We start from the raw sequence: 16,302 nt of genomic DNA on the forward strand, positions 1-16,302 counted from the left end.
GTGCAAACAAATAAAAAAAACAAAAGGAAAAGGAGCGTTTTCCCCCTTCCCTCTTATCAACAGTCCCATTTTCTCGGGCGCTTTTTTCCAAACTATTAAAATTGTACCATCGTGTACTTCTTTTTCCCGCGTCTGATGATTGTAAATTCATCATCAATCCGGTCATCCGCATGCAGTGCGTAATCCAGTTCCTGCTTGCGCTCGCCATTAATGTAAACTGCCCCATTCGTAATGTCTTCGCGAGCCTGTCTTTTCGAAGGGGAGATGCCGGCTTCAATTAGCAGGTCAATCAGACTGATCTCCTTGCTGCTTGCCTGGTGGGAAGGAACGTCTTTGAAACCTTGTTTAATTTCTTCCCCACTGAGCGCTTTAATTTCTCCGCTAAAAAGAGCTTGGGAAATGCGAATCGCCTGGTCAAGAGCCTCTTGCCCGTGAACCATTGCTGTTACCTCTTCTGCCAAACGCTTATGAGCTGCTCTTTTTTCAGGAGCCTCCTGAACTTCCTTCTCGAGTGCATTGATCTCCTCATGAGTAAGGAATGTAAAGTACTTCAGGTACTTCACCACATCCCGGTCATCTGCGTTGATCCAGAACTGGTAGAACTCGTATGGAGATGTTTTATCACGATCCAGCCAGACAGCTCCGCCTTCTGTTTTTCCGAATTTCGTTCCATCTGCTTTTGTTACTAGCGGAATCGTCAGACCGAACGCTTTGGCCTCTTCTTCTGTTTTGCGGATGAGTTCAAGACCTGCCGTAATGTTCCCCCACTGGTCGCTTCCGCCGATTTGCAGTTTGCAGTGCTCATTCTGGTATAGGCTTAGGAAATCGTAAGACTGCAGAATCATGTAACTGAACTCTGTGAATGAAATGCCGGACTCGATTCTTGTTTTTACAGAGTCTTTTGCAAGCATGTAGTTAATACCGAAATTTTTGCCCACATCGCGCAAAAATTCTATGACATCCATTTTTCCAAGCCAGTCAAAGTTGTTGGCAATGACAGCTGGATTTGCATCTGCTTTAAAATCGAGGAATCTTGAAAGCTGCTCTTTAATGCGGTCGGACCAAAGCTGAACGATGTCCTCTGTATTCAGAGTACGCTCAGCCTTTTTCCCGCTTGGATCACCGATTAACCCCGTTCCCCCTCCAACCAGGGCAATGGGATGGTGGCCAGCCTGCTGAAATCTTTTAAGTGTCAGGATTGGCAGCATGTGGCCAATGTGCAGGCTGTCTGCTGTCGGATCAAATCCGGAGTAAAGTTTAATGGATTCCTTATTCAAAAGTTCCTCGAGTCCTGCTTCATCTGTAATCTGGCTAACAAGACCTCTAAATTTTAAATCCGATAATAGTTCATTCATATGACATACTCCTCTTCATTTTGATGGAAAATAAAAAAGCCCCTTCATTTTAAAAATGAAGGGACGAATTTCGTCGCGGTACCACCCTACTTAAGAATGGTGCACAAAAACCATTCTTCGCTCAATCAAATAACGGCCGTTAACCGTCTTCAGCCGCTAACCGCAGCTTCAGATGCTCATGGAATGTAATTCGCAGTCCTCTTGTGTACTGATTTTCACCGGCCATCAGTTCTCTGAAACAGGGAAGAAGCTGCTACTGTATACCAATCGTTGCTTATTATTCACATATTGAATTTTTACCACAATACAAGCTATTATGTCAAATCTGTTTTTCCGACAAATGATACAAATTTTCAGTTAATTTTGTGTTATAATATTTTTGCTTCAAGGGGGAGGATTGGAATGGAGAAATGGATACAGAAATGGACTTGGGATTCAGCTAAACAGGCAATTTGGAAAAAAAGACTGCGGATTGCTTATGGGGTTCTATGGAATATGACCCTTATTGCCCTTATTCTAATTGGTACTTTCATCATTTTCGCCGGAAGCGCAGGAGCCGGCTATTTTGCCTCGCTCGTAAAAAATGAAGATATTATCAGCTATGATGAATTGAAAAAAGACATCAATAATTATGAAGAAACGACAGAGGTTTATTTTGATAACAATGAGCTGATCGGGATGCTAAGATCGGACCTTTCGAGAACAAAAGTAAAACTTCAAGATATATCGCCTCATTTAAAGGACGCCATTATTGCAACTGAGGATGAATTTTTTTATGAACATGATGGAGTCGTTCCGAAAGCCATCTTCAGAGCACTTTATCAGGAATTTACGAACGCCAATATTCAAAGCGGCGGAAGCACACTGACCCAGCAGCTGATTAAAAATCAAATCCTTACTAATGAAGTGTCTTTTGACCGGAAAGCAAAAGAAATTTTGCTTGCCCTTCGTTTGGAGCGATTTTTCGAAAAAGAAGAAATTCTGGAAGCCTATTTAAATATGGCGGATTTCGGCCGGGATAACTCAGGAAGAAATATTGCCGGAGCCGAAACCGCTGCTCAGGGTATTTTTGGAGTAAGCGCTAAGGATCTGAGCATTGCACAAGCTGCGTTCATTGCGGGTCTGCCGCAAAGCCCCTTTGCATATACGCCTTATACGAATGAAGGGACTCTGAAAAAAGACCTGTCTCCTGGCATCAACCGCATGAAAACCGTGCTCCGCCGGATGCTCAGCGAAAAGGCTATTACGATGAGTGATTATGAAAGCGCTTCTTCAGAAGATATCTCTTCTGAATTTAAAAAGCCTAATGAAAACCGGCATCATCAGCAATATCCTTTTCTGACAGATGAGGTTGAAAAACGGGCAAAAAAAATTTTGATGGAGCATCTCGCGGACGAAGATGGCTTTCTGCCTGAGGACCTTTCCCGTGACTCCAAATTAAAGAGTGATTACCTGACTCTTGCTGATCGTGAGCTAAGACAAAACGGCTACCGCATTCATACAACCATTAAGAAAAACTTATATGAAGCGATGCAGCAAGCAGCAGAAAATTATAAGGATTACGGCACGGTCAACACCGTGCAAAAGAAGAATCCTGATACAGGCAAGCAAGAGTCCGTTAAAGAACCGGTTGAACTCGGCGCTCTGCTGATGGAAAACAAAACCGGAAAGATTCTTAGCTTCGTCGGAGGACGAGATCATGAAAGAGAACAGATTAACCATGCGACTTCAACTCTCAGATCGATTGGTTCAACGATGAAGCCCCTCGTGTTTTACGGACCTGCAATTGAAGAAGGATTTCTGCAGCCGGGCAGCTATGTTGCTGACCTTCCGTATGAGAAAAAACAATTTGATGGCAGCCTCTATAAACCCAGTAACTTCGACCATAAATTTCATGGACTGGTAAGTGCGAGGGAAGCTTTGGCAAGGTCCTATAACGTAGCGGTTGTCAGAGGCTATGATAAGCTGATGCCTTCAAAGCCGATCAAGTATTTGAAGAAGATGGGCATCACATCAATTCCTGACGAAAAAAACGATTTTACTTCTTTTCCTCTCGGCGGGGGCGGTGATGTCTCCGTAGAAGAAAACGTGAATGCCTATTCAACCTTTGCCAACAACGGCAAGTTTATAGATGCATACATGATTGAGAGTATCGAAAGAACAGATGGAACCGTCATTTACCAGCATGAAACGGAGACGGAAGATGTTTTTTCCCCTCAGACCGCCTATTTGACACTGGACATGCTAAGAGATGTGCTTTCAGATGGAACAGCAAAAAGTGTGCCTGGTCTCTTAAATTTTAATGCTGATTGGGCAGGAAAAACAGGAACGAGTCAAGATACAGAGGACTACTGGTTCGTTGCATCCAATCCGAATGTAACGTTCGGGACGTGGATTGGCTATGATACCAATACAACAATCGGTGCTTATCGAGGAAAAAGCTACAGCAGGCGCGGTCAGGAAATATGGTCATCGCTAATGAATGCTGCATACACAAAGAATCCGGAACTGATTGCACCGGAGGAGCCGTTCAAGATGCCAAAAGGAATTGCTGAATTCCCCTATTGCGCACTGTCCGGAGCCCTCCCTTCTGATCTGTGCCGGCAAGCAGGATTGGTAAAATCTGATTTGTTCAATGTAAAATATGCGCCCAGCACTGTGGACGACAGTCTGAAATCAGGAAAGTATATTCTTCAGGATGGTGCTGCCTTCGAAGTGCCTGCCAGTGCCCCGGGAGATTTTGTGTACGAAGGTCCAATGATCAAGAAAGATCTTCTGGAACGGCTGGGACTTCAATCTCCCCGCGATCTTTATAAATATACAAATAATTTGGGAGGTCTAGTGGTCTATTCGGGCAGTAGCTTTGTGGAAGACGGGCTTCCTCCGTCCCAAATTACAGGAGTGTCGATAAGCAGATCTACACTGAACTGGAGCCGCTCCAATAACTCTGATGTCCTTGGATACCGCGTCTATATGTCAACTGGAGGAACCGGCAGCTTTACAAAGATCGCCAGTATATCCAGCTCAGATGGAACAGGCCTCACAATAGGGACATCAGGTGCATCTTATTATGTAACAGCGGTTGATGCATCAGGTAACGAATCGTCTCCTTCCAGAATTGCCGGGAAAGCGCCTCCTCCTGCTCCTGTTGAAGCAAACCCGGCGAGTGCACAAGAGAAGACCGAACCAGGCGAAAGAGAAATTTCACAAGAGGCCTCTGCCGGCGCTATCATTCAGCCGGAAAATGAAACACCATAGAATACAAAAGAGCCAGACCTAATCAGGTCTGGCTCTTGATTTTCAAACTACCAGCCATATCCTCCGCCGTATCCGCCACAAGTTCCGCAAGAACCTCCACCGACGTAAGAAGCTCCGATGATAATTAAAAGAATAAACAGAACAACCACTAAAGCAAATCCATTATTATATCCGCCATCGCTCATTTTATAAGCCTCCCTTCTGCATTTTCAAAATAGTATATGGCCTTCCCTATAAATGTGGAACGGTTCACATCCCCCAATTATTGAAGCAAAAGCCAGTATAGGTTTCAAAATGATTTTCCAGAGGGTAACATAAGCATAAGAACCCTATTACAGGAGGCCATATATGTCATTCATCAAAGAACTTATTCATCGTATTCAAAAGCATGAATTAGGGGATTTGGCAGCCGTTCTTGCCTATTATTTCCTGCTGTCCCTTTTCCCGCTGCTTATTTTTTCACTTACTTTGCTTCCCTATTTTTCAATCGATCCGCAGACCGTCGGGAAATTTGTTAATCAATTTGCACCGGGTGATTCGGGCCAGCTGCTGGAGGAGCAAATCACGTCCCTCATTTCAACACCCAATGGCGGTCTGCTTTCCTTAGGAATCATCGGTACACTTTGGTCCGCATCAAATGCAACGAACGCAGTCATGAGATCATTAAATAAGGCGCATATGGTTGAGGAATCAAGAGCGTTCTGGAAGGTTAGAGGGATGGCCATTCTTTTAACCATCGGGCTTGTGCTTGGATTAGTCGTAACACTTGTTCTTCCTATTTTCGGGGATGTCCTCCTTTCAGGAATTAAAAGCATATTCCCGGAGACCGCATTAACTGACAGTTTATTTACGGTCATTCGCTGGCTGATTGCCTTTGTGTTGATGGCATTGATTCTTGGCATCATCTATTACTTTTCTCCAAACCTTGGTCTTAGAGCGAAGGACGTCATTCCAGGTGCCATCGTCGGAACGCTGCTCTGGCAGCTGATTTCGTTCGGTTTCTCACTGTATGTAAGCCAATTTGGGAATTATCAGGCGACCTACGGCAGTGTCGGAGGAGTCATTGTGCTTATGACCTGGTTATATTTATCTGGTTTTGTGATTCTCATAGGCGGAGAAATTAACGCAATCCGTTTTTGCAAAAGAACCAGTGAGCATTGTTATACAGAGGAAATAGATGATAAAAAAGCATCTTTATAAGAAAAAAATGGGGCTGTCAATGATGGAAATTGAAACCCCCGGGACGCTGTGAGCATTCCGGGGGTTTCGTATGTTTAAATAGGTAATATGAACAATTATGGGTTAGGCTGATTGGAGCGGAAGGTGCGACACTCCAGCGGGAGCAGCGGGACAGGCTAGAACCCGCAGGCGCGGAGCGCGGAGGAGCTTACCGCCCGCCCCTCGGAAAGGGAGCATCCTGCAGCGGAAATCAGCCAAAACCCATCTAATTTCAAACTGCGTAAGCACCTTTGAAAACTGACTTTCTGAACAGTCCTTTTTTTGGAGAATGCATTATTCAGCACCCGCCAATCGGTTTAACCGGCGGGACAGATTGTGAAAAGGACCCTCTATACGAGTATGGCGGGACTTACAGAAAGCATAATAATCGGCTTTGGAAACATATTGAAAGAGCCTGAACGATGAGTAGACAAAGCTGAGCAAGCTCCCTGCCGTAAAACCTACGCCATAGCCTGCCTCTCCTGCTGGAAGCATCAGCAGCGTAAACAGCGCAATTCCCCCAAAGAATGCTGCAGAGGTGATAAGGGCACCCACCCGGTCATCAAAATAAAGAAGCAGCAGCATCATGATCATGGTCATTCCGTTGCAAAAAGCTCCAATCAGCGTAATCCGGAATATGCCCAATATGAGATCTGCATTGACAAACAGAGGGAATATAAAGAGAGCTAAAAATAGTATCGCCAGGGAAATAAACCCTTGATTTCTGACAAGCCTCTCAATCTCCTGTTTAAGCACAAGCAGCATTTTTCCCTTTGACTTTCTGATTTGAGTTAACGTTCCCCCATCATTGATGAAGGAAAAGAAATCCCGGTATCTCTCATAAAATCTTGTTTCAATGGAAACGACGAAAATGACATAGGACGGCAAAATCGTTAAGTAAGCATAAAACACTGCCGTATCATAGCCTGGATGGTAACGAAAGGTACCTAAAAGCCAATGCCCGCCCGATACCCATATGATCCAATTGCTCACCCATAACCCGGCATTATAAAAAATCCCTGTAAACGCAAGCTGCGGATATTTATCAAAATAAGTCAAATATTCGAATGGCAGAGATGCGGCACGGTTTGGGAAGGTTTTCAGCATAGAGTTCACCAGCCAGAGAAAGGTCACTGCGATTCCTGCCGTAAAACTGCCCATCATAATCCAGGCTGGAGTCCATTCCCCTTGAGAGAATGGGTTCCATTTCAGCAATATAAACATACAGCTGATTGAAAAGACTCCGCCTGCCAGGAAGGCTAGGGCTATGGATTGATAATTCTTAGCACCTGACAGATAAAGGAGCATAATCCATATTAAATTAAGAAGCATAAATAAACCAAGCATAAGAAATTTATATTCCCACTGCAGCGGCGACAGCAATGCGAATACTAGCCATAGGATGAAGGCGGCCGCAGCCGTCACCGCCGAAAAACCAAGAAAAGAGGAAAATACCTTTTCTTCTTTTTTTTCGTAGAGGCAATCAGCCGTATACCTTGTCACAACGAGCTGCTGAAAACCAAATAGAACCTGAGAAAACATAAAGCAATAGGAGACAGAAATCATAAACAGCTGCTTATTCAGGGAGTTGACCCCCGGGACTGCCTGGAGCAGGATCTGCAGCATTAGAATGGTGAAAATAACAATCAGCCAAGGGCCCGCTGTAACAAACAGAGAATACAAATACGCTTTTAGCCTGGAAGAATAATAATCTTCTTTAAATAATTTTTGCAGCTGGAATCCGATGCCGGCCAACCTTTTCACCCCTCTCTGCATAAAGATTTCTATAAAATGTAATAACGTCCGATAATAGGTAGTCATTTTTCACACGGTTAAGACCATTTTGGCCCATCCGTCCAAGCAGTTCGGGATGATTAATAAACCATCTCAAACGATCCGCCAGTTCCTCAGGCTGAATAGGAGGAATGACAAAGCCGCATGCACCGTACGGATCTTCCTCCCTTCCCTCGATGAGTTCTCTGCAGCTTCCTACATCTGTTGCCACCCAGGGCCTGGCTGCGGCCATTCCCTCCAAGATAGCCAGCGGCTGTCCCTCTGACAGACTGGTCAGAACACACACATCGAAGGACAACAGGTAATCCTGTACATTAACCTTGCCAGTAAAGGTAACCCATTGCTCAAGTTCAAGACTCACAACTAAATCCTTGCATTCCTGTGCATACTCGGGCAATTCTTCATCTGACCCTAAAATGGACCAATGAAAATCATATCCCCACCTTCTTAAAGTGTTAGCCGCATAAATCATCGTTTTTATATCCTTAATCGGTACAATTCTAACAATGGCTCCGATATGGAAAACCGGCTTCTTCCCTTGAAGAGTTAACGCCGTATTGATGTCTATTCCATTAGGGACAATAGCCGTTTTCTCAGGCGAAGCCCCGAGCTCCAGCTGATAGCCGCGGTTTTTTTCAAATAAGGTGATAATATCCTCTGCCTGTTCATAGGCAATCTTGGAAAGATGATGAAAAAGCTGGATCCATCTTTTTTTGTATATAACAGGAATCCATGATGATTGAAGAATTTCCTCTTCTCTTTCCCTGGAGTATATTCCATGCTCAGTAATAATAAAAGGGATGTTTTGTACAATCGATATATACGTCCCGATTAACCCTCCATACCCGGTAGAAGCGGTATGAATGACATCGACTTTACTGTAATCCTGCTGGAGGAGATGCATAATGGGTGTATACATGGATTTCCACATCCACATATAATCAAGAAATGACCCATATAGCTCCTCAAATTCATAGCACTCCTGAACAAGGGTGTAAAAAGATTCACTCTCAAAAAATTCATCCACCGACCCCATTTTTTCCCGATTCCCAAGAATAAGAAGCGCCTGCGGATCAAGCGTTTGAAAGGTAAACCATCTGAATAGAAGAGATAATTCTTCTTTTGTAAGATTGGATTTGACCCTATTTACCGGAAGATCGGTTATTAATTCGATATTCTGATGATGAACAGTATTCTTGGTAAGTGTATATTTCAGTTCACTTTCTTTTTTCTTTTCAGGAGTAATCGTAAAAAGAGAGAATTCGATATCTTCCATTCCGGTGATCAGGGTATGAATCCAGCTCGATACCCCGCCGCTTACATAAGGATAACTACCTTCAGCGATCATTCCCACTCTCATTTCCTGCCCGCCTCTTTCCAGTCAGCCTCAGCATCAGGCTTGTTCATGCTTAATAAGTATAGTCCAGGCTGCCGCTCTTCAATTTTACCGAACGGATAGCTTCCCTCTTTCAGTTTTTTTCCCTGCTCCAGCCGGACATAAAATAAAGAAGGCTTCGGAACGTGATAGCCATGAATCTCCAACCCGTCTTCTTTGTAAGTAATCGACCATCGGCCTTCCTGATAGGCTGTCATCCGTTGTTTTGCATCAATTTGTTTATAGCCTTTAACATATTCAAAGTTCTTTGCAAGAAACGATTGCATGTGCACATACTCTCCCTTTAAACTTTCCCAGCTTGCATTTTTGGAGCGGTCTTCATCGAGCACATCGTCCGGATGAATAAAATGAGAAAATACCCCCATGTTGGCTATAGCATCCGTTAGCTGGAACTGATCCTCTTTTGTAAAGGTATAACCGCTATTAATCCTTGGGAAATGATATAAATCCGTATAGACCGAATCATAGCCAAATTCCTGAATCAAGCTGCCATTGGAAGGATCTCCAGTATAAAGACTTGAAAGAACCTCTAAATTGGGCATTGTGTGCCTCAAGGCGGATATTCCAGTGCGATTCAGCAAATTGGATGGAGGCACATAAGTCCTTAGCTTTTGATCAGGGAAAAGCTCCTCCTGAACGCCTCTAAGTTCAGAAAGCGAACTTTCCATTTCAGACTGGGACTCCCAGTAGCGGTATCCAAAATCCGAGGAAACCGGCTCCTCTTTTGTCACAAGTGATTCATGATTATATCCATGCAGCGCGAGCTCCCCGTTAATCGACAGCAGCTGCCTTCCATAGGCGAGCAAATCCTTTTGGTTCATTTCCATCAGCTGTCCGGTTAAAAGGCGCGGTTTATCAAGATACGTCCCGATGATGGCACCGGTATAAGGAAAATCATAGGTTTGACTAATTGCCTTCATGTCCGGCCACCATATTTTTTTATAAAATTCAGGGTATGACATTCCATATTCATTCCTGATTTTTTTTGACTCCAATGCTGCGATTGGGGCTGGAAAATCGTCAATATACATGACTTTTCCACCCATTTGACCAGAGACAAATGCTGGGAATGCGAGGCTGATCGACTGAACAATGAGACCGCGTGTGCTTTTATCCTGGAGGCTTGTACCGTTCCAGTTTACGATTCTTCCGGAGCCTGCGTCACGAGTCCACAGCAAAGGAAGCGATCCGGCGGACAAATAAGTTTTTGCCTCAGGATGCAGTTCAGCCTTCAGCATGCTGTTGGAGAAATAGTCCGAATTTGTATCCAGATCAGGATAGCCTTTAAAAAATGAATCTGAAAATGTAATTCCTTTGACTTCGTCATCGAATCCATTTTCCTTTTTTATACCGAGAAATTCATTCCATTCAGGATCAGAAAATCGATTTGCTAAAAAAAGCCGGCCTCCGTCATTTACAAATTGTTCAATTGCATCAAAATCCCAGCGGGCTGTATTCTCTCCCGTTAAAATAAGCAGCGTATACGGGTCGGGTTTTAGGGTCCCGGACTTTTCTGCTGGAATGACTTGGTACTGGATTTTCGCATATTCCAGCGCTTTTTTAATATTGAAAAAGGTTCCCTCACTTAGCTTGTTTCCCTTTTCAGGTTCCGTTAAATACACCAGCATATTGCCAGCCCTCTTATTAGGATAGCTTGAATTCATATAGGCAACTTTTTCTGCAGGCTGCCCATTTTTACTCAGCGGCAAATTGGAATAAAAATGATTCGAATTCATAAATAAAACTCCAGCAAGCAATAAGATGACTGCTCCAAACGTAAAAATGGCAAAACGGGGAATCCGCTCATTCACTTTTGCTCCCCTCCTAAAAATCGGATAATTTCTTGCTGATTTCCCGGGAAAGAAACCAAATCCGGATGGTTTTTAAGCCTGACAGCTAGCTCAAAAACTCTTTCCCATCTCTCTTTTTTATAGGAGATCTTCAACCATCCCCACATGACGTTAGCAGAATTCGGGTTTTGCTTAAGAAGTTTTTCAAAAATGCGTTCTCCCTCTTCGGGATTTTTTTCAAATAAACATAGACCAAGCGCTTCTGTATATTGAACGTCCTCAGGAAATGCTTTTGCTGCTTCTCTCAAAAATGCCTCATATTCAGCCTCGGTTTTCTCCCTGATCGCATTAGAAAGGAGTTCGCTGGAAAGATAATCCTGATAGGAAGCAAACAGCTGTTTATAAGAGGAGGGCCGGTCGGGAACTATTTCTTTTTTCTGCTGCTGGATAAGATTCAATAAACGATCATGCAGAACATTTGTAATGGTTGCTGCATAATGGACCGCCTCCATATCCGGATGGTTAAGTCCTTTCTTAATGATCTTTTCCTGATTGACTGTATTCTCGTTCGACATACGCAGCAGGAGATTCTTCATCATCCAGGTATTTTCCGCGCTGTGGCTCGTCATGTTCAGCAATTCCCGGTCCTGCCTCAGCGTTTCTCTCAAACTCTCAAAATTGTACACCTTATTATGAATGTAGCTAGAATATTCCTCCATGAAAGTGCCGTCCTGTTGTCTCATGTATACCAAGAGCAAAAACCAGCCATATGCGAAACCAGCAACGGGAACCGCGATTGAAAGAAGAATCCATAACGCAAGAAGACCGTACTGATTTTGTTCCATTTTTTTGGCATAGAAAAATCTGGACAGCAGATAGGCTGCCGTTATTCCTAAAAGAGACCCTGCAGCAAAAATCCATATCATCTTAACGAATCCACCTCTTTTTCCAGAGCTCTCTGAAGTCTCGCTTTCACTGCCGTTTCGTTTACAGGTTCTACACCCGGCAGGAGCACATAAAGAATTTCCGTCTCTTCATCCCAGCCTGCTGTATCAAGCTCCCTCAGCTGGTTTTTCATCAAGAGATCGATTTCATCCAGTGAAAGTCCGGCTGTATTCAGTTCAAAAATGACAAACGGCTGACCAATCTTTTCTGCCCTTTCAAGCTCTGCATTGAATCGTTTAAAAAACGAGGCAAGCTTAAAGATTCCCGTACCGGGATATCTTTCATGGTGATTCTGCTCCCGCTCATATTTGTAGGCAAAGCCAAGCCTTGTCCCCATCCACTTTAAGCACCAGTCAAGCCACTGAATCTGCTGAGATGTGCACGACTTTAAATCAATTCCATCCACTGCGAGTAAGTATCTCATCTCCCCATAAATAAAAACCGGTCCTGCCAGCGCGGGGGATGCAGGATCATCTTCTGGAGACCTGAACAGCACATGAGAAGTTTCCTGCATCACTTTGTTAAAGAGAGATGGCATTTCCGCCATCCAATAATTCGATTTCAGCTTTCCATCTCTGTTTGTATTTATTTTGGAACGTATTGAATCCCCGTGATTGGAAATAAGGTATAAAACAAGCTGGCTGCCTTTGAATTTTTGGTTGACAATGCGCACCATTTCATTAAAAATTGTGTCTGAATCCGTAAAATGAAGCGCAGTAATCATTTCATACATTTCTGCATACTGATCCTCTGATTCTAAAAATCTTTTTCTATAACTCTCATTTACAGATAATGCTTCGTCTAATGTTTCTTCCAGAAGTTTTTTATCCTCAGAAATTTCTTCATATAAATATGATATATCAGAATATCTTTCTTTATGAGATTTACTTGATAGTCCAGTAAAAAGCAGCAGGAAAAAGAATAGCATCATCGCTAGCATATGATTTAAGTCTGTCAGATAAAGATATAGATCGCCACCGCTTTGATATTCGTAAGCAAGCGAGGTTAAAAAGGCGATAAAAAAAGGAATCAGACCAAAATATAAGCCATACCTCATAGAAATAAGGACAATTGCAACAGACCAAAGCACCTCATTCAGCACAGGGAGACTGTCCGTAAAGAGGAAAACCAGGATGATGCTTAAAATGGATAGTCCAATCGCTTCAGTTAATTTTAGAATAGTATTAGATTGTCTGTAGATCATTCGAATCACTGCCTTTTATAAAAAATAGGTTGAGTTCAGAAAAATAGGCTGATATGATTAGGACAAAAGGTGATGGGCAAACTTGCTGAAAAGCAAGGACGCAAAGGCATGGGTCGTCGACTTCTACATGGAAGTACCGATCGCCAGCCTGCGAAGCTACCATCCCTCGTTAAAAAACGGAGGGATTACAAATGAATAACGTAATCAGATTTTTTGTATTGGCTTTTTTTGCTGTATCTAGTATTATTTCTTTATCTCCCGCTGCTTCTGCTTTAACGACTTCTTTTCCCGCTGCTTCTGTCCAAAATGTTTCTGCTGCAAATGGAGTGTTTGATGACGTGAAAACCTACAAAATTTTCTACGATGCTCCCACCCCGGCTATTATCAATAAGATGAAGGCTTATGACCTTGTCATAATAGAGCCTCTTCTTTACACCAAAACCCAAATCGAAACGATTAAGGCAAATGGTACGAAAGTATTCGGCTACATCAACTCGATGGAAGCTGATAATTGGAATACCGCATTTTTGCAAAAACTTCAGCCTGCAGATTACTATCAGCAATCCAGTCAGAAATATTATATTCAGCAATGGGATTCCTACTTGATGAATATGTCTTCCCCGCACTTCAGACAATTGCTGCTTTCTGAAATTGAAGCCCAAGTTTACAGTAAAAATATGGATGGCGTCTTTTTCGACACCGTTGGAAATATAGATGATTATTTCAGCGGAAATCCGGACGAGCTTGCCAAACAGCGCGCAGGTCTCGAGGAATTGCTTAAAAGTGTAAAAAACACATACCCTTCTCTTGGAATTATTCAGAATTGGGGCATGGAAACTCTCAAAACAACAAGTGCAAAATATGTAGATGCAATTATGTGGGAGAATTTCAACCACAATGTTGTCTCTAAAGATGCTTGGTCTAAAAATCAGATGAGCGATTTAAAAGCCATTCAGAAGGAAACTGGACTTAAAGTTCTTACTGTTTCTTTTGAACAGCACTCTAAGAGTGAATGGTATTCCCTTCAGCAGGGATTTCTCCATTATAAGGCAACTAAAGACTTTAATAGATGGTAATTATTATATTAGCCTAAAATACCCGGTATTTTTCGACAATAACTAGTTCTCCATTCTTAATAGACTCTAATCTACTTTAATTGACTTACATTATTTGTAGCACAGCCGTAAGATGCTGACAATATTCGAATAGGCTCAGTAAAACCAGACTTGCCTCAAATGCGAGTCTGGTTTTTTATAAGGTCCTACCACCCGATATAATTCATTGTACCCATTTCTATCGACTTAGTCTATTTAGAATATTTAAAATTCAGGTAAAAAGGTAACTTATTTCGCAATAAATATTCTTCCTAACCTATTACCCTTTAATTTAGGTAAACATGCGGAATACAAAAAAGAGGCTGCGGACTATTTTCCGCAGTCTCTTTCGCCATTTATTTTATAGGCTTTTTCCAGAATCCGATGATAAGAGCTGTTACAGCTGCTCCGATAAGGATGGCGAGAATATACAATAACGGATTGCCATCTACAACTGGAATAACAAATGCCCCTCCATGAGGTGCAGGAAGCTTGATGTTAAACAGCATCGACAGAGCTCCTGCTGTCGATGCGCCGATCACCGATGCTGGAATGACCCTTCCAGGATCTGCAGCAGCAAACGGAATCGCTCCTTCCGTAATAAAGGTAGCTCCCATAATGTAAGCCGTTTTCCCAGCTTCCCTTTCCTGCTTCGTGAATTTACTTTTAAAAAACGTTGTTGCAAGAGCCATGCCAAGTGGAGGTACCATTCCTCCAGCCATAATAGCTGCATGAGGAGCAAAGTTTCCAGCGTCAATCATCGCAAGACCGAATGTGTAAGCCGCTTTGTTCAACGGTCCGCCCATATCTACCGCCATCATGCCTCCAAGAATTAATCCAAGAAGGATTAGGTTTCCCTTACCCATCCCTATTAACCAGCCGTCAAGAAGATTCATTAACGCTTTTGCCGGTGGAATTACCACTACGATCATGATCACTCCTGTAAATAGAATCCCGAACAGCGGATAAAGCAAAACTGGTTTAATTCCTTCAAGTGCATTCGGTAACCGGCTGAATGCCTTTTTCAGAAATAAAACGATATATCCGGCAAGGAAACCGGCAATCAGTCCCCCAAGGAAGCCTGCGTCTCCACTAGAAGCAAGCAGGCCTCCAACTGCTCCTGGTGCAAAACCGGGTCTGTCGGCAATACTCATGGCGATGAATGCTGCAAGAATCGGAATCATTAGTTTAAATGCATTTCCTCCGCCGATGGTATTCAAAATTTCTGCGATTTGGTTATAGCTTGGGTCTTTAGGATTTGCGGAGTTAATTCCGAACATGAAGGAAATTGCAATTAGTATACCTCCCCCTACTACAAATGGGAGCATATTGGATACACCATTCATTAAATGCTTATAAAATCCCGTTCTTTGTCCTTTTTCTTTTTGGCCCTCATTGCTCTTTTGCGAGCTGCCCTGGCTGCTTTTATAAGTAGAAGCATCCTGTTTCAGGGCACGTTCGATTAGCTCCTGCGGCTTTCTGATTGCCTGGGCAACCGGCACTTCTATTACATGCTTGCCGTCAAACCGCTCCATCTCCACCTGCTTGTCAGCAGCTACGATGATCGCGGAAGCCCTTTCAATTTCATCCTGCGTTAACAGATTCTTCACTCCGCTTGAACCATTCGTTTCTACTTTGATCATAACGCCCATTTCTTTTGCTTTAGCTTTCAGAGCGTCAGCCGCCATGTACGTATGAGCAATCCCGGTTGGACAGGCTGTCACAGCGAGAACCAGCTGTTCAACTGAATCCGATACAGATTCCTCCTCCTCTTCAGACATCGCATCCTCTTTTGAATTGATGGCTTCCAGCACTTCATTTTCTGTTCTTGCTTCCTCCAATTTCTTTCTGAAATCAGGGTCCATTAGGAAGCTGGACAAAGAAGAGAGAGTTTCTAAATGTGTATTATTTGCCCCTTCTCCAGCTGCAATCATAAAGAACAAATGACTTGGCTGCCCATCTAAAGACTCGTAATCGATGCCGGTTTTCGAACGGCCGAATGCAATAGCAGGACTTTTCACAGCACTTGTTTTGGCATGAGGGATCGCAATGCCCTCTCCAATTCCTGTTGTGCTTTGTGCTTCACGGGCAAGAATCGCCTCTTTGTATAATTCACGATCATTCAGTTTTCCAGCATGATCCAGCTTATTTACAAGTTCGTCGATTGCTTCTTCTTTTGAACCCGCAGATAAATTTAGCAGGATGGTTTCTCTAGTCAGCAAATCTGTAATCCTCATCTTATAGCCTC

10 protein-coding genes, 1 pseudogene, 1 riboswitch and 1 other annotated feature are annotated in these 16,302 nt (G+C 43.1%); of the genes and pseudogenes, 3 read left to right on the forward strand and 8 right to left on the reverse strand.

Going from position 1 to position 16,302, the window contains the following annotated elements; translation table 11 throughout:
* Window positions 1-95: 95 nt before the first annotated feature.
* Window positions 96-1,355: a tyrosine--tRNA ligase gene (gene tyrS / locus J9317_RS14765; RefSeq protein WP_211559847.1), complete on the reverse strand. Its 1,260-nt coding sequence runs from the start codon at window positions 1,353-1,355 to the stop codon at window positions 96-98.
* Window positions 1,356-1,411: 56 nt separating this feature from the next.
* Window positions 1,412-1,635: a binding site (T-box leader), on the reverse strand.
* Window positions 1,636-1,757: 122 nt separating this feature from the next.
* Here tyrS and J9317_RS14770 point away from each other — a divergent pair.
* Window positions 1,758-4,613, forward strand: a complete 2,856-nt coding sequence (locus tag J9317_RS14770) for a transglycosylase domain-containing protein (protein WP_211559849.1) — start codon at window positions 1,758-1,760, stop codon at window positions 4,611-4,613.
* 101 nt (window positions 4,614-4,714) lie between these two features.
* On the opposite strand, the pseudogene J9317_RS20645 reads toward J9317_RS14770, so the two are convergent.
* Window positions 4,715-4,798: pseudogene (locus J9317_RS20645) on the reverse strand (YjcZ family sporulation protein); the annotation flags it as partial.
* Window positions 4,799-4,961: 163 nt separating this feature from the next.
* Here J9317_RS20645 and J9317_RS14780 point away from each other — a divergent pair.
* Window positions 4,962-5,813, forward strand: coding sequence for a YihY/virulence factor BrkB family protein (locus tag J9317_RS14780; protein ID WP_211559853.1), 852 nt, complete (start codon window positions 4,962-4,964; stop codon window positions 5,811-5,813).
* 312 nt (window positions 5,814-6,125) lie between these two features.
* On the opposite strand, the gene pelG is transcribed toward J9317_RS14780, so the two are convergent.
* Genes pelG through J9317_RS14805 form a run of 5 tightly spaced genes read right to left on the reverse strand, consistent with a single transcriptional unit; the run spans window position 6,126 to window position 12,960 of the window.
* Window positions 6,126-7,586 (reverse strand): exopolysaccharide Pel transporter PelG, encoded by a 1,461-nt coding sequence (gene pelG, locus J9317_RS14785; protein WP_211559855.1) that lies wholly within the window; start codon window positions 7,584-7,586, stop codon window positions 6,126-6,128.
* The gene (gene pelF / locus J9317_RS14790; RefSeq protein WP_211559857.1) at window positions 7,549-8,985 is read right to left on the reverse strand and encodes a GT4 family glycosyltransferase PelF; all 1,437 of its coding nucleotides are present in this window, start codon (window positions 8,983-8,985) and stop codon (window positions 7,549-7,551) included. Before pelF ends, pelG begins: the two co-directional genes overlap by 38 nt.
* A complete protein-coding gene (locus J9317_RS14795; protein ID WP_211559859.1) occupies window positions 8,982-10,832 on the reverse strand; it encodes a DUF2194 domain-containing protein in 1,851 nt (616 codons plus the stop codon). The genes pelF and J9317_RS14795 overlap by 4 nt, the downstream gene beginning before the upstream one ends.
* A complete protein-coding gene (locus J9317_RS14800) occupies window positions 10,829-11,737 on the reverse strand; it encodes a tetratricopeptide repeat protein (RefSeq protein ID WP_211559861.1) in 909 nt (302 codons plus the stop codon). Before J9317_RS14800 ends, J9317_RS14795 begins: the two co-directional genes overlap by 4 nt.
* A complete protein-coding gene (locus J9317_RS14805; RefSeq protein WP_211559863.1) occupies window positions 11,734-12,960 on the reverse strand; it encodes a hypothetical protein in 1,227 nt (408 codons plus the stop codon). Before J9317_RS14805 ends, J9317_RS14800 begins: the two co-directional genes overlap by 4 nt.
* A 65-nt stretch (window positions 12,961-13,025) precedes the next feature.
* A riboswitch (cyclic di-GMP riboswitch) is annotated at window positions 13,026-13,116 on the forward strand.
* Window positions 13,117-13,151: 35 nt separating this feature from the next.
* Here J9317_RS14805 and J9317_RS14810 point away from each other — a divergent pair.
* Window positions 13,152-14,036, forward strand: coding sequence for a glycoside hydrolase family 191 protein (locus tag J9317_RS14810; protein WP_211559865.1), 885 nt, complete (start codon window positions 13,152-13,154; stop codon window positions 14,034-14,036).
* 374 nt (window positions 14,037-14,410) lie between these two features.
* Here J9317_RS14810 and J9317_RS14815 read toward each other — a convergent pair whose 3' ends face one another.
* Window positions 14,411-16,291 carry a PTS fructose transporter subunit IIABC gene (locus J9317_RS14815; protein WP_211559867.1) on the reverse strand — a complete coding sequence of 627 codons (1,881 nt, stop codon included), beginning with the start codon at window positions 16,289-16,291 and terminating at the stop codon, window positions 14,411-14,413.
* Between the last annotated feature and the right edge of the window lie 11 nt (window positions 16,292-16,302).

The sequence above is a fragment of the Metabacillus flavus genome, assembly GCF_018283675.1.
Classification (GTDB): Bacteria; Bacillota; Bacilli; order Bacillales; family Bacillaceae; genus Metabacillus_B; species Metabacillus_B flavus.